25 protein-coding genes are annotated in these 22,227 nt (G+C 68.6%); 5 read left to right on the forward strand and 20 right to left on the reverse strand.

The window, feature by feature from the left end; genetic code table 11:
• Window positions 1–9 precede the first annotated feature (9 nt).
• Genes ACWV14_RS18470 through ACWV14_RS18505 form a run of 8 tightly spaced genes read right to left on the reverse strand, consistent with a single transcriptional unit; the run spans window position 10 to window position 6,103 of the window.
• Window positions 10–612: a Maf family protein gene (locus ACWV14_RS18470; RefSeq protein ID WP_454902973.1), complete on the reverse strand. Its 603-nt coding sequence runs from the start codon at window positions 610–612 to the stop codon at window positions 10–12.
• A gap of 3 nt (window positions 613–615) precedes the next feature.
• Window positions 616–1,329: a phytanoyl-CoA dioxygenase family protein gene (locus tag ACWV14_RS18475; RefSeq protein ID WP_454902974.1), complete on the reverse strand. Its 714-nt coding sequence runs from the start codon at window positions 1,327–1,329 to the stop codon at window positions 616–618.
• Window positions 1,326–1,793 carry a 23S rRNA (pseudouridine(1915)-N(3))-methyltransferase RlmH gene (gene rlmH, locus ACWV14_RS18480; protein ID WP_454902975.1) on the reverse strand — a complete coding sequence of 156 codons (468 nt, stop codon included), beginning with the start codon at window positions 1,791–1,793 and terminating at the stop codon, window positions 1,326–1,328. The genes ACWV14_RS18475 and rlmH overlap by 4 nt, the downstream gene beginning before the upstream one ends.
• Window positions 1,790–2,485: a ribosome silencing factor gene (gene rsfS / locus ACWV14_RS18485; RefSeq protein ID WP_454902976.1), complete on the reverse strand. Its 696-nt coding sequence runs from the start codon at window positions 2,483–2,485 to the stop codon at window positions 1,790–1,792. The genes rlmH and rsfS overlap by 4 nt, the downstream gene beginning before the upstream one ends.
• The gene (gene nadD / locus ACWV14_RS18490; RefSeq protein WP_454902977.1) at window positions 2,485–3,117 is read right to left on the reverse strand and encodes a nicotinate (nicotinamide) nucleotide adenylyltransferase; all 633 of its coding nucleotides are present in this window, start codon (window positions 3,115–3,117) and stop codon (window positions 2,485–2,487) included. The genes rsfS and nadD overlap by 1 nt, the downstream gene beginning before the upstream one ends.
• Window positions 3,114–4,031, reverse strand: coding sequence for an oxygen-dependent coproporphyrinogen oxidase (gene hemF, locus ACWV14_RS18495; protein ID WP_454906016.1), 918 nt, complete (start codon window positions 4,029–4,031; stop codon window positions 3,114–3,116). The genes nadD and hemF overlap by 4 nt, the downstream gene beginning before the upstream one ends.
• Complete coding sequence (purD, locus tag ACWV14_RS18500; protein ID WP_454902978.1) at window positions 4,031–5,329, reverse strand: phosphoribosylamine--glycine ligase; 1,299 nt, start codon at window positions 5,327–5,329, stop codon at window positions 4,031–4,033. Before purD ends, hemF begins: the two co-directional genes overlap by 1 nt.
• A 48-nt stretch (window positions 5,330–5,377) precedes the next feature.
• Window positions 5,378–6,103: a YebC/PmpR family DNA-binding transcriptional regulator gene (locus ACWV14_RS18505; RefSeq protein WP_454902979.1), complete on the reverse strand. Its 726-nt coding sequence runs from the start codon at window positions 6,101–6,103 to the stop codon at window positions 5,378–5,380.
• Between the two features lie 116 nt (window positions 6,104–6,219).
• Here ACWV14_RS18505 and ACWV14_RS18510 point away from each other — a divergent pair, with 116 nt between their 5' ends.
• The 4 genes from ACWV14_RS18510 to ACWV14_RS18525 are packed head-to-tail and all read left to right on the forward strand — an operon-like array spanning window position 6,220 to window position 9,638.
• A complete protein-coding gene (locus ACWV14_RS18510) occupies window positions 6,220–7,008 on the forward strand; it encodes a class I SAM-dependent methyltransferase (protein ID WP_454902980.1) in 789 nt (262 codons plus the stop codon).
• Between the two features lie 2 nt (window positions 7,009–7,010).
• Complete coding sequence (locus tag ACWV14_RS18515) at window positions 7,011–8,045, forward strand: chorismate transformation enzyme, FkbO/Hyg5 family (RefSeq protein ID WP_454906018.1); 1,035 nt, start codon at window positions 7,011–7,013, stop codon at window positions 8,043–8,045.
• A 52-nt stretch (window positions 8,046–8,097) separates the two neighbouring features.
• Window positions 8,098–8,895 (forward strand): lysophospholipid acyltransferase family protein, encoded by a 798-nt coding sequence (locus ACWV14_RS18520; RefSeq protein ID WP_454902981.1) that lies wholly within the window; start codon window positions 8,098–8,100, stop codon window positions 8,893–8,895.
• On the forward strand, window positions 8,862–9,638 hold the full coding sequence (locus ACWV14_RS18525; RefSeq protein WP_454902982.1) for a glycosyltransferase family 2 protein: 777 nt from the start codon (window positions 8,862–8,864) through the stop codon (window positions 9,636–9,638). Before ACWV14_RS18520 ends, ACWV14_RS18525 begins: the two co-directional genes overlap by 34 nt.
• Before the next feature lie 107 nt (window positions 9,639–9,745).
• On the opposite strand, the gene fabG is transcribed toward ACWV14_RS18525, so the two are convergent.
• The 10 genes from fabG to ACWV14_RS18575 are packed head-to-tail and all read right to left on the reverse strand — an operon-like array spanning window position 9,746 to window position 19,280.
• Window positions 9,746–10,477 carry a 3-oxoacyl-ACP reductase FabG gene (gene fabG / locus ACWV14_RS18530; protein ID WP_454902983.1) on the reverse strand — a complete coding sequence of 244 codons (732 nt, stop codon included), beginning with the start codon at window positions 10,475–10,477 and terminating at the stop codon, window positions 9,746–9,748.
• Entirely contained in the window at window positions 10,474–10,947 is a 474-nt protein-coding gene (locus tag ACWV14_RS18535; protein ID WP_454902984.1) for a hydroxymyristoyl-ACP dehydratase, read from the reverse strand. The genes fabG and ACWV14_RS18535 overlap by 4 nt, the downstream gene beginning before the upstream one ends.
• Window positions 10,944–11,720 (reverse strand): class I SAM-dependent methyltransferase, encoded by a 777-nt coding sequence (locus tag ACWV14_RS18540; RefSeq protein ID WP_454902985.1) that lies wholly within the window; start codon window positions 11,718–11,720, stop codon window positions 10,944–10,946. The genes ACWV14_RS18535 and ACWV14_RS18540 overlap by 4 nt, the downstream gene beginning before the upstream one ends.
• On the reverse strand, window positions 11,717–12,538 hold the full coding sequence (locus ACWV14_RS18545; RefSeq protein ID WP_454902986.1) for a polysaccharide deacetylase family protein: 822 nt from the start codon (window positions 12,536–12,538) through the stop codon (window positions 11,717–11,719). The genes ACWV14_RS18540 and ACWV14_RS18545 overlap by 4 nt, the downstream gene beginning before the upstream one ends.
• A gap of 17 nt (window positions 12,539–12,555) precedes the next feature.
• On the reverse strand, window positions 12,556–14,952 hold the full coding sequence (locus ACWV14_RS18550) for an MMPL family transporter (RefSeq protein ID WP_454902987.1): 2,397 nt from the start codon (window positions 14,950–14,952) through the stop codon (window positions 12,556–12,558).
• Window positions 14,949–15,596 carry a LolA-related protein gene (locus ACWV14_RS18555; RefSeq protein WP_454902988.1) on the reverse strand — a complete coding sequence of 216 codons (648 nt, stop codon included), beginning with the start codon at window positions 15,594–15,596 and terminating at the stop codon, window positions 14,949–14,951. Before ACWV14_RS18555 ends, ACWV14_RS18550 begins: the two co-directional genes overlap by 4 nt.
• Window positions 15,568–16,590, reverse strand: coding sequence for an acyl-CoA synthetase (locus tag ACWV14_RS18560; protein ID WP_454902989.1), 1,023 nt, complete (start codon window positions 16,588–16,590; stop codon window positions 15,568–15,570). Before ACWV14_RS18560 ends, ACWV14_RS18555 begins: the two co-directional genes overlap by 29 nt.
• Entirely contained in the window at window positions 16,590–18,302 is a 1,713-nt protein-coding gene (locus ACWV14_RS18565) for an AMP-binding protein (protein WP_454902990.1), read from the reverse strand. Before ACWV14_RS18565 ends, ACWV14_RS18560 begins: the two co-directional genes overlap by 1 nt.
• Before the next feature lie 16 nt (window positions 18,303–18,318).
• Window positions 18,319–18,963, reverse strand: coding sequence for a COG4648 family protein (locus tag ACWV14_RS18570; RefSeq protein WP_422086912.1), 645 nt, complete (start codon window positions 18,961–18,963; stop codon window positions 18,319–18,321).
• Window positions 18,964–18,968: 5 nt separating this feature from the next.
• Complete coding sequence (locus ACWV14_RS18575) at window positions 18,969–19,280, reverse strand: phosphopantetheine-binding protein (protein ID WP_237680277.1); 312 nt, start codon at window positions 19,278–19,280, stop codon at window positions 18,969–18,971.
• A gap of 92 nt (window positions 19,281–19,372) precedes the next feature.
• Here ACWV14_RS18575 and ACWV14_RS18580 point away from each other — a divergent pair, with 92 nt between their 5' ends.
• A complete protein-coding gene (locus ACWV14_RS18580) occupies window positions 19,373–20,890 on the forward strand; it encodes a helicase HerA-like domain-containing protein (protein ID WP_454902991.1) in 1,518 nt (505 codons plus the stop codon).
• 27 nt (window positions 20,891–20,917) lie between these two features.
• Here ACWV14_RS18580 and ACWV14_RS18585 read toward each other — a convergent pair whose 3' ends face one another.
• Both ACWV14_RS18585 and ACWV14_RS18590 read right to left on the reverse strand, forming a co-directional pair.
• The gene (locus tag ACWV14_RS18585) at window positions 20,918–21,559 is read right to left on the reverse strand and encodes a DUF1109 domain-containing protein (protein WP_454902992.1); all 642 of its coding nucleotides are present in this window, start codon (window positions 21,557–21,559) and stop codon (window positions 20,918–20,920) included.
• Complete coding sequence (locus ACWV14_RS18590; RefSeq protein WP_454902993.1) at window positions 21,556–22,146, reverse strand: sigma-70 family RNA polymerase sigma factor; 591 nt, start codon at window positions 22,144–22,146, stop codon at window positions 21,556–21,558. Before ACWV14_RS18590 ends, ACWV14_RS18585 begins: the two co-directional genes overlap by 4 nt.
• Window positions 22,147–22,227 lie beyond the last annotated feature (81 nt).

Here is a 22,227-nt window from a genome sequence, read left to right on the forward strand (position 1 = left end):
GAATTCTTGTCAGGTATTGAAACCGGCGCCACGGAGCAGCTCGGCGGTCTCGAACATGGGAAGTCCCATGATGCCCGAATAGGACCCGCTGATGTGCTCGATGAACGCGGCCGCCGCGCCCTGGATGGCGTAGGCCCCGGCCTTGCCGAGCGGCTCGCCGCTGTCGGCGTAGCGGGCAATCTGCGCTTCGGTGATCTTCGCGAAGCGCACGCGCGAGACGCTGAGCGCGGCATGGCGCCGGTCACCGGCCTGCAGGGCCACGGCCGTCAGCACGCGGTGCGTCGTGCCGGAGAGCATGGCGAGCATGCGCGCGGCATCGGCGGCGTCGTCAGGCTTGCCGAGGATGGTGCGGCCGAGAGCGACGGTGGTGTCGGCGCAGAGCACCGGCGCATTGGCCAGCCCGCGCCGCTCCAGCCGCGCAACCGCCGCATCGAGCTTGAGGGCGGTCACGCGCTGCACGTAGGAGGCCGGTGCCTCGTTCGGCAGCACTGCTTCGAGTGACTCGGCGTCTTCGCTGGCATCGGCGAGCAGCAGCGCATGGCGAATGCCGAGCTGGCCGAGCAGCTGGGCGCGGCGCGGGCTTTGCGAGGCGAGGTAGATGAAGTCGGACAAGGTTCAGTTCTCCTGTGAGGCCCGCGCCGCGGATTGCGCGCCGGCCACTGTGCGGTTCCATGCCAGCCCGGGCGGCAGATGCTCGGGTCCGAAGAGGAAATGAAGGACGCGACGGCGCACCGGCAGCCGGGCACGGGACGACGCATGCAGCAGCAGGGGCCGCATCAGCAGCGCGTCACCGCGCGCTGCGGTGCAGGTTGCTTCGCCCTGGGCTGCGCGCATGGCCTGCGACTCGATGTTGCTCAAACGGCCGTTGCGATGGCTGCCCGGCACGACGCGCAAGGGGCCGGCATCGGGGCCGCAATCGTCCAGGTGCAAGCGCACGGCGAGCAATGTCTGCAGCAGTTCGGTCGAAGGCTGCACATACGGTTCGCCTTCCTTGACGACCGTCGGCAGGCTGTCGCTCGATGCGGGAATCGAAGTGTCCTGATGCAGCGCGACCAGCCAGTTGCGCTCGGCCGTCTTGTCGAACAAGGTGCATTGCACGGCCACCGAAGCGCTATAGAGCAGGCCGGATTCGACCAGCCGCGCCTTGAGCCTCACGGCCACCTCGCGGCACGGTGAATGGGCCAACAGGTTACGGCTGCCCGCCGCCTGCCCGAGCCAACGCTCCAGCGACCGCGCGGTTTCGTCCAGCAGATCGGGCGGCAGCAGCGCCGGCAGAAGCGCATAGCCCTTTTCGTCGAGCAACGCGGCCTGCCCGTCGGCGCTGGTCATTCGCGGTGGTAGGGATGGCCTGCGTTCACCGACCACGCACGGTAAAGCTGCTCGACCAGCAGCACCCGCGCCATCGCGTGCGGCAGCGTGAGGTCGGACAGCCGGATGCGCTCGTGTGCCGCGGCCTTGAAGGTCGGATCTAGCCCGTCGGGCCCGCCGATGACCAATGCAACGTCGTCACCCTCGCCTTGCCAGGATTGCAGCCGCGCCGCCAGCGCCTTGGTGGTCAGCGCGGTGCCACGCTCGTCGAGCACCACGATGCGCATGCCGCGCGCAATCGCGCCTTCGATGCGCTCGCGCTCGGCGGCGTAAAGGGTTTCGAGCGACTTGGAGCCGCGCGGCTCGGTCTTGACCGCGCGCAGCTCGAGCTTGAGTTCAGGCGGAAAGCGCTTGGCGTAGTCGTCCCAGGCAGTCTGTGCCCAATCGGGCATGCGCTGCCCGACGGCGACCACCAGGAGCTTCATGCGCGGCGGGCTGGCGCCTTCTTGGCTGCCGCCTTTTTAGCGGCAGGCTTCTTGGCCGCCGGCTTGCCGACGACCTTGACCGGCACGCGCGCGGTGGTGGTGCCGGCCTTCTTGGCGGGCGCCTTCTTCGCTGCGGTCTTGGCCGTCGTCTTGGCGGCGGCCTTCTTCGCCGGCGCCTTCGCGGCCTTGGCTTCCTGCTCGGCCGCGCGGATCGCGGTCTTGGCGGCGCTCGAGCGGCGCAGCGTGGGTTCCTTGGCGGCGCCCTTCTTCTTGGTCTCGGGCTCGTCCTTGGTCGACGAACTCGTGGACGCGGCGGGCTTGGCACCGCCGAGCTTGGCGCGCACCGGCTTGTCGCCCCAGATCTCTTCGAGGTGGTAGTACTGGCGGATGGCCGGCTGCATGATGTGCGCGACCGCGGCGCCGCAGTCGACGATGATCCACTCGCCGTTTTCCTCGCCCTCGATGCGCGGCTTGCCGAAACCGGCTTCGCGCACGGCGTCGCGCACGCTGGCGGCGAGCGCCTTGGTCTGGCGGTTCGAGGTGCCCGACGCGACGATCACGCGCTCGAACAGCGGTGACAGATGCTCTGTGTCGAATACCTGGATGTCCTGCGCCTTGACGTCTTCGAGACCATCGATGATGGCTCGCTGGAGTTTCTGGGTGTCTTTTTTGGCGGCGGCTTCAGTGGTCATCAGGCAGAGCGGTAGAGGTGGTGTTGGTCAATATAGCGTGCAACCGTGGCCGGAACCAGCGAGGAAATGTCCACGCCAAGCGCCGCGCGCCGCCGAATTTCGGTGGCGCTGATGTCCATAGGTGGCAATTCGAGCGCCTCGAAACGCGCACCGGCCGGGAGGCCAGGCAGCATTTTCGGATCAAAACGAGCAGTGTCGCCCGTCGATAATGCGCGATACGCTACAGAAACGATAGCAATGCCGAGTATATCCTGCCAGCCATGCCAGGTCGGCAGCGCGCTTGCCTGGTCGGCGCCCATGATCAGCACGAGCTGCGCGCCGGGCTGCTCTTTCTGCAGTTCGTGCAGGGTGTCGAGCGTGTAGGTCGGGCCGTCGCGCAGCACTTCGCGGCTGTCGACGACGACGGTGCCTTTGAGTCCCGCGAAGGCCAGCCGCGTCATCGCGAGGCGGTCTTCCTTCGGCGTGAGCGCCCTGCTCTTGTGCCAAGCCTGGCCGGTGGGAACGACATGCAGCTCGGCCAGATCCAGCTGCGAAAGCGCAGCCTCGGCCAGCGCCACATGGGCGTTGTGCGGTGGATCGAACGCGCCGCCGAAAACGCCGATGCGCGGCACCTTGCCGGAATAAGAATTCACAGCCAGTCGCGCCGCACGATGAAGTCGCTGTACAGCGCGGCTTCGGGGCTGCCCGGCTCGGGCCGTTGCTGGTAGGCCCAGCTCGCCAGCGGCGGCATCGACAGCAGGATCGACTCGGTGCGTCCGCCGGACTGCAGGCCGAAGTGCGTGCCGCGGTCCCACACGAGGTTGAACTCGACATAGCGGCCGCGACGGTAGAGCTGGAAATTGCGCTCGCGCTCCGTGTACGGCATGGCGCGGCGGCGCTCGACCACGGGCAGGTAGGCCGGCAGGAAGCCGTCGCCCACCGAGCGGATCATGGCAAAGCCGTTCTCGAAGCCGCCTTCTGAAAAGTCGTCGAAGAAGATGCCGCCGACACCGCGTTGCTCGTTGCGATGCTTCAGGAAGAAATACTCGTCGCACCATGTCTTGAAGCGCGGGTACTTGTCGTCGCCGAAGGGCGCGAGCGCATCACGGCACACTGTGTGGAAGTGCACCGCGTCTTCCTCGAAGCCGTAGCACGGTGTGAGGTCCATGCCGCCGCCGAACCAGCAGACCGGCTCGCCGCCTTCAGGCAGCGCCGCCAGCATGCGCACGTTCATGTGGACGATCGGCACGTAGGGGTTGCGCGGATGGAACACCAGCGACACGCCCATCGCCTCGAAAGGCGCGCCGGCGAGCTCGGGCCGGTTCTGCGTGGCCGATGGCGGCAGCTTGGGGCCGCGCACCTGCGAGAAGCCGCAGCCGGCGCGCTCGAACAGTTCCCCGCCTTCGAGGATGCAGGTCAGGCCCTGACCCTGCAGCGGCTCACCGGGCTCCTTTTGCCAGGCGTCGCGCACGCAGGCACCACCGTCGGCCTTTTCTACCGCTGAGATGATCGACTGCTGCAGTCCGCGCAGGTAGTCGCCGACCGCCGCCGGGTTGGTTTGCTGCATCAAGCGTTGGGTGCGTTGCGCGCGTGCACCGCGCGGAATCCGATGTCCTTGCGGTATTGGGCGCCGTCGAAATTGACGCGCGCCGCCACCTCGTAGGCCCGCTGCTGAGCGAGCTTGACGCTGTCGGCCAGCACGGTCACGCAGAGCACGCGGCCGCCGCTGGTCTTGAGCTCGCCGTTTTCCAACGTCGTGCCGGCGTGGAACACCACGGCGTCGGGCGCCTCGGCCGGAATGCCGGTGATACGGTCGCCCTTGCGCGGCGACAGCGGGTAGCCGTGCGCGGCCATCACCACGCCCAGCGCCACGCGGCGGTCCCACTGCAGCTCGACCTGATCGAGCGTGCCATCGGTGGCGTGCCAGAACACCTCGAAGAGGTCGGACTTCAGGCGCATCATGATCGGCTGCGTCTCGGGGTCGCCCATGCGGCAGTTGAATTCGAGCGTCTTCGGATGGCCGGACGCGTCGATCATCAGGCCGGCATACAGGAAGCCGGTGTACGGAATACCGTCTTTCTCCATGCCGCGGATGGTCGGCAGGATGATTTCGCGCATGGCGCGCGCATGCACCTCGGCCGTGACCACCGGCGCGGGCGAATACGCGCCCATGCCGCCGGTGTTGGGGCCTTCGTCGTTGTCGAGCAGGCGCTTGTGGTCCTGGCTGGTGGCCAGCGCAGTGACGTTCTTGCCGTCGCACAGCACGATGAAGCTGGCTTCCTCGCCCTGCAGGAACTCTTCGATGACGACGCGCGCGCCGCCTTCGTTGTGGGACACGCCGAACTTGTTGTCGACCAGCATGAAGTCGACCGCCTCGTGCGCTTCCTGCGCGGTCATGGCGACCACGACGCCCTTGCCTGCCGCCAGGCCGTCGGCCTTGACGACGATGGGCGCGCCCTTGGCATCGATGTAGGCATGCGCCGCGGCGGCGTCGGTGAAGGCTTCGTACTCGGCCGTGGGAATCTTGTGGCGCTTCATGAACGCCTTGGAAAACGCCTTGGAGCTCTCGAGCTGCGCGGCCGCCTGCGTCGGGCCGAAGATGCGCAGGCCGTGCGCGCGGAACTCGTCGACCACGCCGGCCGCCAGCGGCGCCTCGGGGCCGACCACGGTCAGCGCGATCTTTTCCTTGATGGCCCATTCGCGCAGCGCGGCAGGCTCGGTGATGTCGATGCAGTCGTAGCGCTCGTCGCTCGCGGTGCCGCCGTTGCCGGGCGCCACGTACACGCGGCTCACCCGGGTGGCCTGCGCCAGACGCCACGCCAGAGCGTGTTCACGGCCCCCTCCCCCAATTACCAGTACCTTCATTCGCGGGCCTTCATTTCTCGCAGTGATTCAACAAACATTCATTCGTGCTTACTCGGACAGCGAGGCGTTGTGATAAACGTCCTGCACGTCGTCCAGGTCCTCGAGCACGTCGAGCAATTTCTGCATTTTCGCGGCGTCTTCGCCGGTGACTTCGACCGGGTTTTCCGCGCGCATGGTGACTTCGGCCACCTCGGGCTTCAGGCCGGCGGCCTCGAGCGCGTTCTTGACGGCTTCGAAATCGGCGACCGGGGTCAGCACTTCGATGGCGCCGTCGTCGTCGGTGACGACGTCTTCGGCGCCCGCCTCGAGCGCCACTTCCATCACCTTGTCTTCGTCGGTGCCGGGCGCGAACACGATCTGGCCGCAGTGCTTGAACTGGAAGGCCACCGAGCCTTCGGTGCCCATGTTGCCGCCATGCTTGGAGAAGGCGTGGCGCACTTCGGCCACGGTGCGCACGCGGTTGTCGGTCATGGTGTCGACGATGATCGCCGCGCCGCCGATGCCGTACCCTTCGTAACGAATTTCTTCGTAATTGACGCCTTCGAGGTTGCCGGTGGCCTTGTCGATGTTGCGCTTGATGGTGTCGATGGGCAGGTTCACGGCCTTGGCCTTTTCCACCGCCAGCCGCAGGCGGGGGTTGGAACCCAGGTCAGCGCCGCCGGCGCGTGCCGCCACCGTGATTTCGCGAATGGCACGGGTCCAGAGCTTGCCGCGTTTTTCGTCCTGGCGGCCCTTGCGGTGCTGAATATTTGCCCATTTGCTATGTCCGGCCATGGCTTTCTATCTCGCTGTCTTGTGTTTTCAAAGCAAGCTCCGAGTTTACTGTCCGGCGCACACAACGCCCGGCGGCCCCTGGATTTCGCGCCCGGGCTTTTGGTGATAATCGTTCGATGACACCATCGCCTACCGGCGGCCCCGCGACACCCGTCGTCCTGCCGCCCCACGCTCCCCTGCCGCTGTACTACAGCAACGAGGCAGAGCACCAGGCGTTCCTGCGTCGCATCTTCGACAACACGGCGGCCGACTATGACCGCATCGAGAGCGTGCTTGCTTTCGGCACCGGCCCCTCCTACCGCCGCGCGGCGCTGCAGCAGGCAGGCCTTGCGCCCGGCGCCGAGGTGCTCGACGTGGGCATCGGCACCGGGCTGGTGGCGCGCGAGGCACTGAAGCTCATCGGCCCGGCCGGCAAGCTCGTGGGCGTGGACCCCAGCGCAGGCATGATGGACCAGGTGAAGCTGCCCGGCGTGGAACTGGTGCAAGGCGTGGCCGAGGCCCTTCCCCGGCCCGACGCCAGCTGTGACTTCGTGAGCATGGGCTACGCCATGCGCCACATCAGCGACGTGGCCGCCGCCTTCGGCGAATTCCATCGCGTGCTGCGCCCCGGCGGGCGCGTGGTGGTGCTAGAAATTACCAAGCCCGAGGGCCGCGTCGCGACGGCGCTGCTCAAGGGCTACATGCGCGCCGTGGTACCGCTGATCGCCCGCGTGGTCGGTCGCCGGCGGGACACCTCGGAACTGTGGCGCTACTACTGGGACACCATCGAGGCCTGCATTCCCCCCGAGCAGGTAGTACAGGCGCTGGCCGCCGCGGGTTTCCGCGACGTGCGTCGGCATGCCAGCCTCGGCGTGTTCTCTGCCTATGCCGCCATCAAACCAGACCACATCGTCGAGGCAGGGTGACAGTGCAAGTTAAGGACGGAACCTCTTCTTCCCATCTGCGCGTCGAGCGCCTTTCGTTGCCCGACAGCCTGGCGCTGGCCGCCAGGGGCAAGGCGCCCTTCGCGGCGCTGGGCTACGGCACGCCGCACGGCGTGGCGTGGATGCCGACAGTCAATGCGCGCGTGCTGTCGTCCAATGGCGCGATGGCCGACGTCTGGCACCTGACGGCGCCGCACATCGAGTCGGGCACCACCGGCATCGCGCGCTGGCGCACCGACGGCCAATGGTTGCTGGGCGCCATCGACCTCGACGAGGCGGCCGAGAAGCAAGGCCTGACCGAACTCGCGCGCCGCGCCTACAGCGACCTGTTCAAGACGCTCGATCAGGCCGGCACGCCGCACCTGCAGCGCATCTGGAACTACCTGCCTCAGATCAACGCCGACGGCGGCGGGCTGGAGCGCTACCGCCAGTTCAACGCCGGCCGTCAGGAAGCCTTCCTGGAAGCCGGCCGCGCCGCCTTCGAGGGCGCGCCAGCGGCCTGCGCGCTGGGCATCCACCAGGGTGCGCTGTCGATCCGATTCCTGGCGGGCCAGCAGGCACCGCTGCCGGTGGAAAACCCGCGGCAGGTGTCGGCCTACCGCTACCCCGAAACCTACGGTCCGCGCTCGCCCACCTTTTCGCGCGCGGCGCTGTCGGACATCGGCGACGGCAACGTCGCGCTGTTCATTTCCGGCACCGCGAGCATCGTCGGGCATGAAACCGTCCACCACGGCGACGTGCTCGAGCAGACCCGCGAAACGCTGCGCAACCTGCAGGCCGTGATCACCGCCGCAAACGAGCGCGGCAGTGCGAAGTTCGCGCTGGCCGAGCTCGACTGCGTGGTGTACGTGCGGCACCCTTCGGACACCGAGGCGGTGCGCGGCATCATCGAGAGCACGCTCGGCGCCGACGCGCCGATGGCACGCCACGCGGTGTACCTGGAAGCCGACATCTGCCGCAGCGACCTGCTGGTCGAGATCGAGGCGCACACGGTTGCCGCCGGTCGATTGCGGGCCTGACTTGCCGGTGCCCGACCGACCGGCCGACGGCCCCGATCGCCCGACTGACTCAATGACCCGAGTGCTGCGTCTTCTCACGTCGATCCCGCTTGCGTTGATGCTTTACGCGCTGCTGCTTTTCCTGGGCCTGATCTCGCTGGTCTGGAACTTCGTGGCCATGCTGATCTACCCTGTGATGCCCACGCGGCCGGCCCGCGCGCTGGGCCGCATGACCATCGCGTTCGCCTACCGCATGTTCTGGTGGCTGGCGTCGGTGACGGGGATGATGCGCATCGACGCCACCTGCCTCGACCCGATGCGCAACGAGCCCGGAGTGATCTTCGTGGCCAACCATCCGACCATGCTCGACGCCCTGCTGCTGGTGGCGCGGCTGCCGCGCAGCGCCTGCATCATGAAGGCCGACCTGATGGGCAACATCTTCCTCGGCGCGGGTGCGCGGCTGGCGCGCTACATCAGCAACAAGTCGGCCCGCATGATGGTGCGGCTGGCGGTGAACGACCTGCGCAACGGCGGGCAGCTGGTGATCTTTCCCGAGGGCACGCGCACGGTGACGCCGCCGCTCAACCCCTTTCGCCCCGGCGTGACGCTGATCGCCAAGCTGGCGCAGGCGCCGATCCAGACGGTGTTCATCGACACCGACTCGCCTTACCTCAGCAAGGGCTGGTCGCTGTGGCGCGTACCGCCGCTGCCTATCGTCTTCACGCTGCGGCTGGGCAAGCGCTTTGCGGCCACGCAGGACAGCGACGTGCTGCAGGCCGACCTGGAACATTACTTTCGCCAAAACATGGAACAGCGCGCCAACGACGCGTCCCCCGAATGCCAGACGCCTCGCGCACCCACCTTGTCCTGATTCCCAGCTACAACACGGGAGAACGCGTGTTCTCCACGGTCGAGGCCGCGCGTGCGCAATGGAACCCGGTGTGGGTGGTGGTCGACGGCAGCGACGACGGCACGGGCGAGCGGCTGCAGCAGATGGCGGCCAACGACCCCGGCCTGCGCGTGTGGGTGCTGCCGCAGAACCAGGGCAAGGGCTCGGCGGTGCTGCACGGGCTGCGCGCCGCAAGGGACGCGGGTTTCACGCACGCACTGACCATGGACTCCGACGGGCAGCATCCGGCGGACCTGATCCCCGCGTTCATGAAGGCCTCGCTGGACCGGCCCGAGACGATGGTGCTGGGGCGCCCGGTGTTCGATGCGAGCGCGCCGCTGTTGCGCGTGCGCGGGCGGCGCGTGTCGAACGGCTGGACGCAGCTGGAAACCCTGTTTGCCGGCGTTGGCGACTCGCTCTACGGCTTTCGCGTGTATCCGGTGAGCGACCTGATCGCGGTGATGGCGAAGCAGCCGTGGATGCGGCGCTTCGACTTCGACACCGAAGCCGTTGTTCGACTGGCCTGGCGCGGTGTCAAGCCGGTGAACATCGATGCGCCTGTGAAGTATCTGACTGCCGAAGAAGGCGGCGTTTCGCACTTCCGCTATGGGCGGGACAACGTACTGTTGACCTGGATGCATGCACGGTTGATGGTGGAGTTCGTGCTGCGGCTGCCGGGGCTGGTGTTTCGGAAGCTGGCTGGGAAGCCTCCGTTTCAGGACTGAGTCTTTTGCCTTGTTGGGGAGCGCCCGGTACGCGGTACGGCGCTTGTCGTGTCGTTCGCGCCGCTGCCCTCACCCCGACCCTCTCCCGGAGGGAGAGGGTGCAAGACTTAGATCATCCCGCCGTTGACGGAAATCACCTGCCCAGTGATATACCCAGCCTCGTTACCAGCCAGGAAAGCAGCCAGCGCAGCCACCTCTTCCGGCGTCCCCGCCCGCTTCACAGGCACCATCTGGTTGATGACCGCCGGATCGAACACCGCATCTGCCATGGGCGAGGCGATGATCCCTGGCGCGATCGCATTCACCGTCACGCCGCGCGATGCCACTTCGAGCGACAGCGCCTTGGTCGCGCTGTTGAGGGCGCCCTTGGCGGCCGCGTAGTTGACCTGCCCCCGGTTGCCCGCGATGGCGGCGACCGACGAGATGTTCAGGATGCGTCCCCAGCGCGTGCGCATCATCGGCAGCAGCAAGGGCTGCGTGACGCGGAAGAAGCCGTTGAGCGACACGTCGATCACCTTGTGCCACTGCTCGGCGCGCATGCCCGGCAGCACCGCGTCGTCGTGCACGCCCGCATTGTTGACGAGGATCTGGACCGGCCCGCCTTCGAGAATGCGCGCACATGCCGTTGCGCAAGCCTCGTCGCTGCGCAGGTCGAACACATGGCATTCGGCCTTGCCGCCGTCGGCCGAGATGGCGGCGGCCAGTTGCTCGATCGCCTCCGGCCGCGAGTTGGCGTGCAGCAGCACCGTTGCGCCCTCGCGCGCGAAGCGCCGGGCCATGGCCGCGCCGAGCGCGCCGCTGGCGCCGGTGATCAGGGCGCGTTTTCCTTCGAGACTCATGACGATGTGCTTTCTTCCGCGGCCAGCGGTGTGTTCAGGACCACCACGGCACGGCCCTCGGCCAGCGAGCGGCCGTCGTCGGCCTTCACCGTGAATTCATAGAGAACCTGGCGCTCGTCGCCGGACAGGCGCTTCGCCCTCACCTGCAACGCGCCCTGGACGTCATCGAGCCGCGCCACCGCCAGCTTGACGTTGCGCGCACTCGCCAGGAAGCCGGCCGACGGCGTGCTGCCCTCTGCAGCCAGCAGGCCGCCGTGCAGCGCCATTGCCTGCGCGGCGTATTCGATGGCGTTCGGCGCGAGCAAGCCACTCTCGGTGCGCAGCGGGTTGCCGGCTTGCGCGTGCGTGGTGGTGCTGCAATGGATCGCGTCCGCGTCCCAGCTTTCGAGCCGCTCGAGCAGGCACATGCTGCCGCTGTGCGGAATGCGCTGCGCGATGCCGGCCCGGTCGAGCGTCTGCGGCGCGGTCATGCGGCCCGGCCCTCTTCGAGGTCGGCCACCAGCAGCACGTTGGCAAAGGGCGTGCCCTCGCTCATCGGAATGCTGTGCACGCGAAAACCCAGGTGGTCGAGCAATGCGGTCCACTCGGCCAGCGGCCGACCCCAGGTCGGCGAGACCTTGTGGCCTCGGATGCGCGTCACGGTGCGGTCGACCCACTGGCTGATCGCAAAGCCGCGGCGGCTCGACGCATCGCCCACGCGCAGCAGCAGGCGCGCTTGCGGGTTGCCGCCACGGCGCAGCGCGTCGCGCACGCGAAGCAGCACGCCCTGCTGCGCTTCGAGGTCCACGTAGTGCAGCACGTCGAGGATCACGACGAGGTCGCAGTCCGGCAGTTCGGCCGAGCACATGTCGGCGCAGACCAGCTTGGGCGCCGGTCGCAGATGGCCGATGGACGCCTCGGCGCGCGCCACGTCCTTGGGCATCAGTTCGATGCCGGTGTAGTCGGCGTTGTCCGGCGTGGCGGACCACGAGGCGGGCCAGCGGCCGTTTTTCTGCATCGCGCTCATCGACGCAAGCAGGCTGGCGAACAGGCCCTGCCCGCAGCCGATGTCGACCACGCGACGGTGCTGCGCACCGATCAGGCCGCGCTCGAGCAGGCCGCGAAACACCGGGTCGCGACCCAGCTTTCCGCGCGCGAAGTGCCAGGCGAAGCTGCCGCCCTTCTTGTAGGGGATGGTCGCGGCTTCGTGCAGTTCGCGCCACGCGTTGTCGGTCGAGGCCCGCGAAGGCAGCACCGCGCTCATGATTTCATGCCCTCGGGCAAGGTGACAGCGCGCAGTCCATCGGCGCGCAGACGTTCGAGCAACAAGGGCAATACCTCCAGCAAAACGGGTTGTCCTGCGGCGGTGCGCGCGGCGTTGCCGTCGTGCAGCAACAGGATGTCGCGCGCCTGCAGGTTGCGGCTCAGGCGCGCCATCACCTTGGTGGCGTCGCCTTCACGCGTGTCGAAGCCGCGTCGCGTCCAGCTCACCAGCGAAAGGCCGAGGCGGTGCAGCACGGGTTCCAGGAAAGGGTTGCGCAGGCCGGCCGGCGCGCGAAAGCATGTCGGGCGCTGGCCGGTCACGTCGCTCAGGATGTCCTGCGCACGTGCGATCTCGGCGGCGAAGCCGCGCGGCCCCAGAAAGGAGAAGTTGTGCCGGTGCCGCGCCGTGTGGTTCTGGATGCTGTGGCCGCGCGCCACGATCTCGCGCGCCAGAGCGGGCTGAGCCAGCACGCGCTCTGCGATGCAGAAGAAGGTGGCGCGCTGGCCATGCGCGTCGAGCAGGTCGAGCACACGTGGCGTGACCTCCGGCTCCGGTCCGTCGTCGATGGTGATTGCCACCTCGCGGCGCGTGCCCGCCGCTTCGGGCAGGCGCGTGACGTTGGGGCCCAGCAGGCTGCTGCGCGGCGTCAGGCCGGCGCCGGTGATGAGCGCATGGTTCAGCACGATGGCACCCACTGCCCACGGCAGCGCGCCAGGCACGAGCACGCCCGCGCCTATGGCAGCCACATGCCATGCCGCACTGGCGCGGATGGCCGGCGGCCAGGGCCAGGATTCACGAGGGGCGGAGGCGGAAGACATGAGACCGGATTTTCCCCTCATCGACCGCGCGGAGCCTTCGAAGGCCCCACGCTGCGTGCGAACGCCGCCGACAGCAGAAGCGCCAGCAGCGCGCCCGGCGCGACCACGCGGCCGATCGAAGACAACGCGGGAATGTCGGAAATCGCGATCAGCCCGAAGGACACCACCGTCGTCAGGTTGGCCAGCATGAGCGAGGCGAGCGTGTCCTCGTCGGCCCGGCCGGTGGTGCGCAACTGGTCGAAGAACAACGCGTAGTTGGAACCCACCGCCACGATCAGCAGCAGCCCCACCAGGTGCAGGATGCCCAGCGCCGCCTGCAGCACGGCCATGCCGCCCAGCGTGAGAACCACCGCGAACAGCAGCGGCTGGCACACGGCCAGCAGCCGGCGCCACGAGCGCAGGTAGATGCCCAGCAGCACCACCACCGCCAGCGCGCCCAGCAGCACTTGCACGAAGGCTTCGTGCAGGTAGCGTTGATACAGGCCGGCCAGTTCGCGGCCGACGTCGACCACCTGCACTTCAGGCAGGCCGGCCAGTGCGGTTTCGAGCCGCTTCTGGTCGAACTTGGCCCCCGGATGCAGCACCACCAGCGTGCCCCAACCGCCGCCCGGGCGCTGGTACATCAGCGTGTTGAGCACCGAGCCCAGCGGACCACCGGCCAGATCGGCGCGCTGCACGGGCTGCAGCTTGCGAGCCGCCTCCACTTCCTCCACGAAAGGCTCGAGGCGCGAAGCCGGCAGCGGAATTCCCTTCGTCGCTTCGATGAGATTGGCGCGCAGGACGTCGCTGGTCGGCAGGCTGGCGATGCGCGCCGCCTGGGTCTGCACGCTCGGCAGCACGCGCGTGACGGCCTCGTAGCCCACGAGTTCGCCGCTGTCCACCAGTGCATCGAGCCGGGCCGCCGCGGCCTCGGTGTTGCGCAGCGCGGCCTGCTCGTCGTCGCCGTAGGCCACCACCAGCACGCCGCCGTCGCTGGCGCCGATGTCGTTGCGCAGCATCTCGTCCATCTGCTGGGCCGCCTTGGGCACCGGGCTCATCGCGCCGAGGTCGGCGCGCCACAGGTGACCGCCCTGCCACAGCACCAGCCCCAGCGCGGCCACGCCGAGCGCGGCCAGCGGCCAGCGCAGGCGCGGCAGCCCGCGCACCAGCGCGCCGGCGAGTTGCGCCATGTGGCGTCGCATGCCCATGCCGGTGGCGCCGTCGGGTGCGAGCATCGGCAGCACGTAGCGCGTGGCCAGCGCGGCCGACACCAGCCCGGCGATGGAAAACACCCCCAGTTGCGCCAGCCCCGGGAAGCCCGAGAACACCAGCGCCGCGAAGCCGCACACCGAGGTCAGCAGCCCGAGCCGCACGGTCGGCCAGTTGAGGTCGCGCCAGCGCTGCCAGCCGGTGCCGGCCACGGCGGCGCCGCGCGCCTGGATGAGGTAGTAGATGGCGTAGTCGACCGTCTCGCCGATCAGCGTGCTGCCGAAGCCCAGCGTCAGGCCGTGCACCGAGCCGAACACCAGGCTCACGCTGGCGGTGCCGACCACCACGCCGGTGGCTACCGGCAAAAAGGCGATGACCAGCGCACGCGGCGAGGCAAAAGCAAGCAGCAGCAGCCCGCCCATCACGATGCCGCCCACCACCGCGAGGTGGATGGCTTCGGTCTTGATCTTGTCGCGGCTCATCACCGAGAACACCGGCGGCCCGCTCAGCAGCAGCTTGGGCGCGTCGGCGCCCATGCCACGCGAGGCGGCCTCGTAGGCCGCGTTCACCCGCGCGATGGCCACGGCCTGTGCGTCGAGGTCGCTGCCGGCGGCGCGCGTGGTGGCGACCATCAGCGCGCGCGGCGCGGTGCGGGACATCCACACGCCGTCTTCGCTGCGCGGCGCGCTCGCGGGCACCAGCTCCATCGCGATGCGCTGCGTCTCGCCGGTCGGGTCGCGGTCGAGGAGCGGCTTGATGACGTTGCCCGCCGGCGTACCCAGCATCGACAGCGTCTCGTTGATCGCATCGCGCAGGCCGGCGGCGGTGAACTGCCCCGGCACGACGCCGGGCGAGAGCTGGTAGCGATGCTGGAAGACCCAGGTGCCGGCGTCGCTCCAGTCGCTGACGTCGCCGTTCTGGACCAGGTCGAACAGCTGGCTCTCGCGCATGCTCCTGGCCACCGCGCGCGACACCGTGGCGCGCTGCTCGACGCTGCCGCCCTCGATGCCGAGCATCAACGTGCGCGAGGCCACACCGCTTTGCAGCTGCTCGATCAGCACGCGCTGGCGCACGTCGGGGCTCTTGGGCAGGAAGGCCGACAGGTCGGCGCCGATCTGCGTGCGTGCGATGACCACGGCACCGCACAGCAGCACCAGCAGCCATGCCAGCAGCACGACCGCCCTGCGCCGCCAAGTTGGCGGCCCGCTCGCCTGACCTGCGGTCACGGCGTGCCGCGGCCGGCCGCGCCGGAGGGAGCCGCACCGGCGGGCACCGCATTGGGCCCGTTCGGCGAGATGTTCATGACCGAGCGGTCACCCCCGATGAATTCCATCTCGAGCCCCAGCACGTCGCTTGCGCGGCCGCTGATGCGCATGCTGCGCACCTGGGCGGCCAGCCTGCTGTCGAGCGGCACGAGGTCGAGCGTCCACTTGGCTGCGGAGCCCGTGACGGTGCTGCGAAAGTAGCGCTGCAGCGTGGCGCCGTCGCCGGTCAGCGTGCCGCGCATGGCTTCGACCAGGCCTTGCAGCTCGGGCATGCTGTCCAGCGCCAGGGTCCGGGTACGCCCGCCGCGCGACAGCGTCAGCGTATTGCCTTCGACGGCCATGGTCTCGACGCGCGGCGACAGGGTGCGGCGCACCAGCTTGTCGGGCGCGTCGAAATTCAGCGTGCCACTGGCGTCGAGCGGGCCTTCGAGGCCGTGCACGAAGCGTTGTTCGGTGAAGCGGGCCTCGCCGCTCTTCTGCTTGGCCAGCAGGGTCATCAGCTCGGGCAGGTCGAACGCCGCCCAGGCCGGCACGGCGCAGAAGGCCAGCGCCAGCACGAATGCCTTGCAAAGCCGGTCAAGCCGCATCTTCGAGCCAGAAATCATGAAAATTGAACCAGTTGTAGGGGTGGGCGCGGCACAGCGCCTCGAGCCGCGCGACATAGGCCTCCAGCGCGGCGCGGATGCGCACTTCGCGCTCCGCCATGCCCGACATCGGCTCGCCGAAGTCGGCCAGCGCATCGAACTGCACGTCGTAGCGCGCGCCGCCGCCATAGAGGCCTGCCATGAAGAACACCTTGCGGCGCAACAGCGCCGCAAGCCGGAAAGGACCGTCGTTGAAGCACGCCGGCTGCCCAAGGAACGGCAGCACGATGTTGTTGCCTCGCTGTTGCGCCTGCTGGTCTTCGCTGCCCGGCAGCGTGCGGTCGGCCAGCATGCCGGCCAGGCCGCCGCCGTCGAGCCAGTCGCGCAGCGCCAGCATCGAATGCGGCCGGCCCAGCGCGATGACGTGCGGCCGCAGCTCGGGCACCGCGATGGCGTCGAGCGTGGCGGTGATGCGCCGCGCGTTGTCCGGGTACATCAGCATCGCGACGCGCAGGTTTTGCTGGTGCGTCTGCTGGCGGCAGGCACCCAGCGCCTCGAAGCTGCCGACGTGGGCGCCGAGCAGAAAGGCGCCGCGGCCCTGGGAAAGCTCGTTGTCGATCGGCAAATTGCCGTCGATCCTGACCTTGAAGAGATCCATGCGCCCGCGCAGGAAGTACACCCGGTCGAGCACCGTGGAGGCAAAGGCGTGCAGCAGGCGGTAGCCGTCGATCCAGCCGGCATGCGGGCCGATGGCCCTGAAAAGGTAGCGCTTGATGTGCCGCCGCTGCGCAGGCAGGAACAGCAGGAAGTACAGGCTGATGGGCGGCAGCAGCAGGCGCGTGACATGGCGCCCGCACACCAGCGCCATGAAGCAGATGAAGCGCAGCGCGAGCATGTTGCTGCGCTCGGGCGTGTGGGCCCAATCGCCCTTTTCGCTCTTTTCCCCCTTCGGCGCGGACCGGGGCGCCTGGGCCGCCTCGTTCACGGCGCGCGCTTCGACATCGGTGTGCTTCATCACGCCGACTCTTGCACAGCCGTCCATCGCCCGCTGACAGCCACCACGCCGTCGCAACGCACGTCGAAACGCACGCCGCGACCCGCGCCGGCCTCCGGATGCAGCTCGATCGACAGCGTGCTGCCGGGCCGCACGGGCGCCAGGAACTTGGCGGCGGCCAGCGTCGGGTTGGCGCCCAGCCGCGTGGCCAGGGCCGGCACGCGCTGCACGGCCTCCAGGACTTCGGCGAGCAGCAAGGCGCCCGGCACCAGGGGCTGGCCCGGGAAATGGCCGGCAAAGACCGGGTGATCGGCCGGCACGGTGTGGGCCAGTTGCACCGGCATGTCGTCTTCGGCGAGCTGCGCCAGCGCGAATTCGCGCAGCGCGCGCACCGTGAGCTTGCCGGTGCCCTCGCGCGGGAAGGCCTTGACCTGCACCACGCGGCGCGGCACGAACACGGCTTCGAGCCGCTGCCGCAGCGCGGCGACGATGTCCCCCGCCGAAAGCGTGGGCGCCACCACGAAGGCCACCGGCCGCACCACGCCGTCGGCCACCTCGTCGGGCAGCCAGAAGGCGCCGTCCTCGACGCCGGGAATGCTGTTGAGGTGGTAGTTGAGGTGCGCCAGCGAGCTGCGCCGGCCCGCCACGTGAATCAGGTCGTTGGCGCGCCCGAACAGGCGAAAGCGGCGCTCGTCCAGCAGTTCGAGCACGTCGGCCATGGGCGTGGGCTCGGGAATGAAGTCGCCGCTGAAGATGAAGCGCTCGGGCCCGCCCTCCTCGCCTGGCTCGGCGTGTACGCGGATGTCGCCGAAGGTTTCCCAGATTTCGCTTTCGGTCGTGCGGCGCGTGGCGACCTGGCCCGACTCGGTGCTGCCGTAGATCTCGAGCAGCACGGCGCCCATGGCCTGCTCGGCCTGCAGCGCAAGCTGGGGCGAAAGCGGCGCGGTGGCCGAGAGAATCAGGTCCACCGGCGGCAGCTCGATGCCCGACAGCAGCAGCGTCTTGAGGTGGAAGGGCGTCGTCACCAACGCGCGCGGGCGCGGCACCGAGGCCAGCGTCTGCGCCACGTCGGCCGGAAAGAACGGCCGCCCGCTTTCGAAAGCCGCGCCGCCCAGCATGGCCAGCAACGCCGAAGATTCGATCCCGTAGCTATGCTGCACCGGCACGGTAGCGACCAGCGTCAGGCCTTCGAGAGAGGAACGGCCGAGCACGCGGCACAGTCGCTTGACCGCCACCGCCACATCGCCCACCAGCGTGCCCCAGGTCTTGGCGTGCGGCTGCGGCGCCCCGGTGGAGCCCGAGGTCAGCAGGCTGACCGCGTGCATGCCGGCATTGATCTGCGGCACGGCGCCGCTCGCGTCGCCTTCGAGGCTGGAGCGGTCTTCGATCAGCACGCGCCGCATGCCCGGGGTCTGGAGCTTCTGATCGTCGACGAGCGTGAACAGGCGCGGCCCGCCGGATTCGGCCAGCCGCGAGAGCGTGTCGGGCCGGGCGTCGGGCGGCAGCAGGCTCGCATGGCCGCGCACCAGCGCAGCGCCCAGGCTCACGGCAAAGGCGTAGCGATCGACGCACAGGTTGACCGCGGGGCCGTCGTTCGGCAGTTCAGGGGCAAAGCGGGCCACGTCGGCCAGGAACTGCCGGGTGCTCACAGGCACGCCGGCACGCCAGGCCAGGGGGGCGTCGGGGTCGCGGTCCGCGAGCAGCGGCAGGAGGAAGTTGTCTGTCGTCGTCACGCGGGCAGCGCCTGTGTCATTGGCCGCCGGCGCTGGAATCCACCGACGATGTGCCATAGAACGCACGCACTGCATCGACCAGGCGCGTACGTTCGAATTCGGGATGCAGCCGGTAGCGCACCAGATGTTCGCCGACGAACAGCACGCCCACCATCACGGGGGACAGCACGTTGGCGAACAGCGACCAGTCGGAGAAAGGCCGCGTCAGGTAGATGGCGATGGACGCCAGCACAACGACCGCGAAGTACGCCGTCCAGATGCGCGTGAGCTGCGTCGTGTAGGCCAGCATATGGCCCTTGAGCGGGTGCACGCGCTGGGCGAACTGGGTGATCAGCGGCAGGCCCCGGCCGCGCAGCGTGGAGCCGAACCAGCCGCACAGCAACGCATTGATGGCCACGTGCTGGAGCACGTAGAGACGGTTCGGGTCGCCGGCCTCACCGAGGAAGACGAGCACGAAGCCGGCAATGCCCAGCAGAACCGCGCCGGCGCAGCCCCAGCGGCCGAAGCGGCTGGCGGCAAAGCCCACGGCGGCAAGCCACAGCGGCCCCAGCAACACCACCACCGCCCACGGCTCGGTCGCGTGGAACAGCGTCATCCAGTGAGAGAGGCCGGCATAAGCGACCCCCACCAGCAGCAGGAGCGCCAATCGCCATCGAGACATGGGACTCAGGTAGCGACGCGGTGCTGGGCGACGTGGGTCGCGAGCGTACGCAAGGACTGGAAGATCTGCTGGTTGCGCTCATCGTCCGAGCGCAGCTGGAACCCGTAGCGCCGCGAGACTTCGAGCGCGACTTCGAGGATGTCGATCGAATCGAGCCCCAGGCCTTCGCCGTACAGGGGATCGGTGGGCACGATGTCCTCGGGGGCGATTTCGAGGTTCAACGCATTCACCAGCAACACGGCCAGCTCTTTTTCGGTGGGCGACTGTTCAGGCGAATCGCCTACGGCGGAAGAATTGGTTTGGACGGTCGAGGACAACACGTGCTCCGGTTTACGTTGAAACGAAAATTCGCAGTCATTGTAAAGGCGGGGTTTGGATAGACTGCCCGCAAATCCATGAGTGAGGACCTATGACAGAGCCATTGTTGATCGCGCGCCACGAGACTGTCGAGTGCGCCCTCCTGCCCGGCCTGGCCAACCGCCACGGCCTGATTACCGGGGCCACCGGCACCGGCAAGACCGTCACGCTGCAAACCATGGCCGAAAAGCTGTCCGGCATCGGCGTGCCGGTGTTCATGGCCGACGTGAAGGGCGACCTGACCGGCATCAGCCAGAAAGGCACCATCGGCGCCAAGCTGGCCGCCACGCTGAAAGAGCGCGGCATCGACGTGCCGGAGCCCTCCGCCTGCCCCGTCACGCTGTGGGACGTGTTCGGCGACCAGGGACACCCGGTGCGCGCCACCGTCTCCGACATGGGTCCGCTGCTGCTGAGCCGCATGCTCGACCTGAACGACACTCAGGCCGGCGTGCTGAACCTGGTGTTCAAGATCGCCGACGACAACGGCCTGCTGCTGCTCGACCTGAAGGACCTGCGCGCCATGCTGCAGTACGTGGGCGAGAACGCGAGCCAGTTCACCACGCAGTACGGCAACATCAGCGCCGCCAGCGTGGGCGCCATCCAGCGCGGGTTGGTGCAGATCGAGACCCAGGGCGGCGACAAGTTCTTCGGCGAGCCGATGCTCAACATCGCCGACTTCATGCAAACGGTGGGCGGCAAGGGTGTGATCAACATCCTGGCGGCCGACAAGCTCATGAATTCGCCGCGCCTCTATGCCACCTTCCTGTTGTGGATGCTGTCGGAGCTGTTCGAGCAACTGCCCGAAATCGGCGACCCCGAGCAGCCCAAGCTGGCCTTCTTCTTCGATGAAGCCCACCTGCTGTTCAACGAGGCGCCCAAGGCGCTGGTCGAACGCATCGAGCTGGTGGTGCGGCTGGTGCGCTCCAAGGGCGTGGGCGTGTATTTCGTCACCCAGAACCCGCTGGACATTCCCGACACGGTGCTCGCCCAGCTCGGCAACCGGGTGCAGCATGCGCTGCGCGCCTTCACCCCGCGCGACCAGAAGGCGGTGAAGGCAGCCGCCAGCACCATGCGGCAGAAGCCGGGCCTGGACATCGAGACCGCCATCACCGAACTCGCGGTCGGCGAGGCGCTGGTCAGCTTCCTCGACGAAAAGGGCCGCCCCAGCGTGACCGAGCGCGTGTTCGTGCTGCCGCCGGGCAGCCAGCTCGGCCCGATCACGCCCGACCAGCGCAAGGCGCTGATCGCCAATTCGCTGGTGGCCGGCGTCTACGAGAAGACGGTGGACCGCGAGTCGGCCTACGAAAAGCTCAAGGGCCGCGCCGAGAGCGCCCCCGATGCGCCGCCGGCCACGCTGCCGGGCGGCAAGCCCGCGGCCGATGCCTCCGGTTCGGGCATGGGCGGCATGCTCAACGACATGCTCTTCGGCACCACCGGCCCGCGCGGCGCCAAGCACGACGGCCTGGTGCAGACCATGGCCAAGTCGGCGGTCCGCACCATGGGTACGTCGGTGGGCAAGGAGATCCTGCGCGGCGTGCTCGGCGGGATCTTCGGCAGCAAGAAGCGCTGAGCCCTGGCCGGGGCTTGGGTCCGGCGCCTACCAGCGCAGCAGGCGCGGGCCCAGCACGGCCCCCACCACCACCGGCACGGCAATCCCGCTCACATACCAGACAGCAAGGAACGGCGCGGTCAGCTCCATGCAGTGCAGCGCATAGACCGCTGCACCGACGCCCCCAGCCAGCGCCCCGGCGGCCGCCCCAGCCAGCGCCGGCCGCGTGGGCGCCAGCCCCCTGAGCGCCACCATCGTGGCCGCGAAGACAGGCAGCGCCATCAGCCCGATGCTGACTGCGCAGATCCGCCACGACTGCCCCATGAGCGACGGCATGCGCTCCTGCGCCGGCACGATGAACCAGGCGATCACCGCCAGCACCCAGATGCCGATCACCGGCAGCGCCGCGCCGATCCACGCATGCCGCGCGGGCACGCCCGGTCGCGCGAGCCGCTGCACGGCCACGAAGCCGGCCGCCGCAATGCACAGCGGGAACGTCACCTTGACCCAGAACATCGGCCAGAACATGGCCTGCACGATGTCGCGCCGCATGCCGTATTCGGCGAACAGGATGAAGAGCGACACCGGCACCCCGGCCAGCAGCGCCAGGCCGATGCGCCCGCTCGCGCTGCGGCGCGGCACCGCCACGTCGCCGGTGGACAGCATCGCCACGAGGTCGTCGGTCTTCATGCGGCGCCTCCCCAGCGGTTGCCTAAGCGGGCGGCCAGCGCCTTCAGGCCGCGGTGGATGCCGACCTTCACCGCCGACTCCGACATGCCCGTGAGGTTCGCAGTCTCGGCCACCGAAAGGCCCTCGATCTTCACGTGCACGATCGGCAGGCGCTGCCGCTCGGGCAGGGATTCGAGCAGGCCGCCCAGGTCGCGCCGGGCGTCGCTGGCTTCCTCGGCCGAGCCGGCGAACACGGCAAGGTCGTCGTCCAGCGGGTCATGCAGGTCTTCGCGGACCGACTTCGCGCGCAGCAGGTCGATCATCTTGTAGCGGGCAATGGCATGCACCCAGGCCGTCAGCGGCTGGTCGCTCTGGTAGGTGTGGCGCTGGTTGTGCATGGCGAGCAGGCATTCCTGAACAAGGTCTTCCACTTCATCGGGCCAGCCAAAGAGGCGCTTGCCCAGAAAGGCGCGCAGGTGCGCGCTGAGTTGCTGCAGGAAGTCGCGGTAGGCCTTCGCGTCGCCGTCCAGGCCGCGAAGGAACAGGCTGCGCAGCGCCGCTTCCGCGTCGCCCGGGTTCGTCTTGCTGCCTGTTGTGTTTCGTGCCATCCGGTCGGCTGGTTACAGCCTTGCCCAAAAAAGTTCCGGCCGATTGTGCCGAAGCCGTCTGCTTGCAAGCACCACGCACCA

The organism is Variovorax durovernensis, from assembly GCF_977011995.1.

What these genes read in the sequence shown, in the direction of transcription:
- ACWV14_RS18505 (WP_454902979.1), bottom strand. Translation starts at nt 6,103, where the DNA reads ATGGCCGGACATAGCAAATGGGCAAATATTCAGCACCGCAAGGGCCGC.
- ACWV14_RS18560 (WP_454902989.1), bottom strand. Translation starts at nt 16,590, where the DNA reads ATGAAGCACACCGATGTCGAAGCGCGCGCCGTGAACGAGGCGGCCCAG.
- hemF (WP_454906016.1), bottom strand. Translation starts at nt 4,031, where the DNA reads ATGCAGCAAACCAACCCGGCGGCGGTCGGCGACTACCTGCGCGGACTG.
- rsfS (WP_454902976.1), bottom strand. Translation starts at nt 2,485, where the DNA reads ATGACCACTGAAGCCGCCGCCAAAAAAGACACCCAGAAACTCCAGCGA.
- ACWV14_RS18535 (WP_454902984.1), bottom strand. Translation starts at nt 10,947, where the DNA reads ATGACCGCGCCGCAGACGCTCGACCGGGCCGGCATCGCGCAGCGCATT.
- ACWV14_RS18525 (WP_454902982.1), top strand. Translation starts at nt 8,862, where the DNA reads ATGCCAGACGCCTCGCGCACCCACCTTGTCCTGATTCCCAGCTACAAC.
- ACWV14_RS18585 (WP_454902992.1), bottom strand. Translation starts at nt 21,559, where the DNA reads ATGAAGACCGACGACCTCGTGGCGATGCTGTCCACCGGCGACGTGGCG.
- ACWV14_RS18510 (WP_454902980.1), top strand. Translation starts at nt 6,220, where the DNA reads ATGACACCATCGCCTACCGGCGGCCCCGCGACACCCGTCGTCCTGCCG.
- ACWV14_RS18520 (WP_454902981.1), top strand. Translation starts at nt 8,098, where the DNA reads ATGACCCGAGTGCTGCGTCTTCTCACGTCGATCCCGCTTGCGTTGATG.
- ACWV14_RS18540 (WP_454902985.1), bottom strand. Translation starts at nt 11,720, where the DNA reads ATGAGCGCGGTGCTGCCTTCGCGGGCCTCGACCGACAACGCGTGGCGC.
- ACWV14_RS18475 (WP_454902974.1), bottom strand. Translation starts at nt 1,329, where the DNA reads ATGACCAGCGCCGACGGGCAGGCCGCGTTGCTCGACGAAAAGGGCTAT.
- purD (WP_454902978.1), bottom strand. Translation starts at nt 5,329, where the DNA reads ATGAAGGTACTGGTAATTGGGGGAGGGGGCCGTGAACACGCTCTGGCG.
- ACWV14_RS18580 (WP_454902991.1), top strand. Translation starts at nt 19,373, where the DNA reads ATGACAGAGCCATTGTTGATCGCGCGCCACGAGACTGTCGAGTGCGCC.
- ACWV14_RS18555 (WP_454902988.1), bottom strand. Translation starts at nt 15,596, where the DNA reads ATGATTTCTGGCTCGAAGATGCGGCTTGACCGGCTTTGCAAGGCATTC.
- ACWV14_RS18545 (WP_454902986.1), bottom strand. Translation starts at nt 12,538, where the DNA reads ATGTCTTCCGCCTCCGCCCCTCGTGAATCCTGGCCCTGGCCGCCGGCC.
- ACWV14_RS18590 (WP_454902993.1), bottom strand. Translation starts at nt 22,146, where the DNA reads ATGGCACGAAACACAACAGGCAGCAAGACGAACCCGGGCGACGCGGAA.
- rlmH (WP_454902975.1), bottom strand. Translation starts at nt 1,793, where the DNA reads ATGAAGCTCCTGGTGGTCGCCGTCGGGCAGCGCATGCCCGATTGGGCA.
- ACWV14_RS18570 (WP_422086912.1), bottom strand. Translation starts at nt 18,963, where the DNA reads ATGTCTCGATGGCGATTGGCGCTCCTGCTGCTGGTGGGGGTCGCTTAT.
- fabG (WP_454902983.1), bottom strand. Translation starts at nt 10,477, where the DNA reads ATGAGTCTCGAAGGAAAACGCGCCCTGATCACCGGCGCCAGCGGCGCG.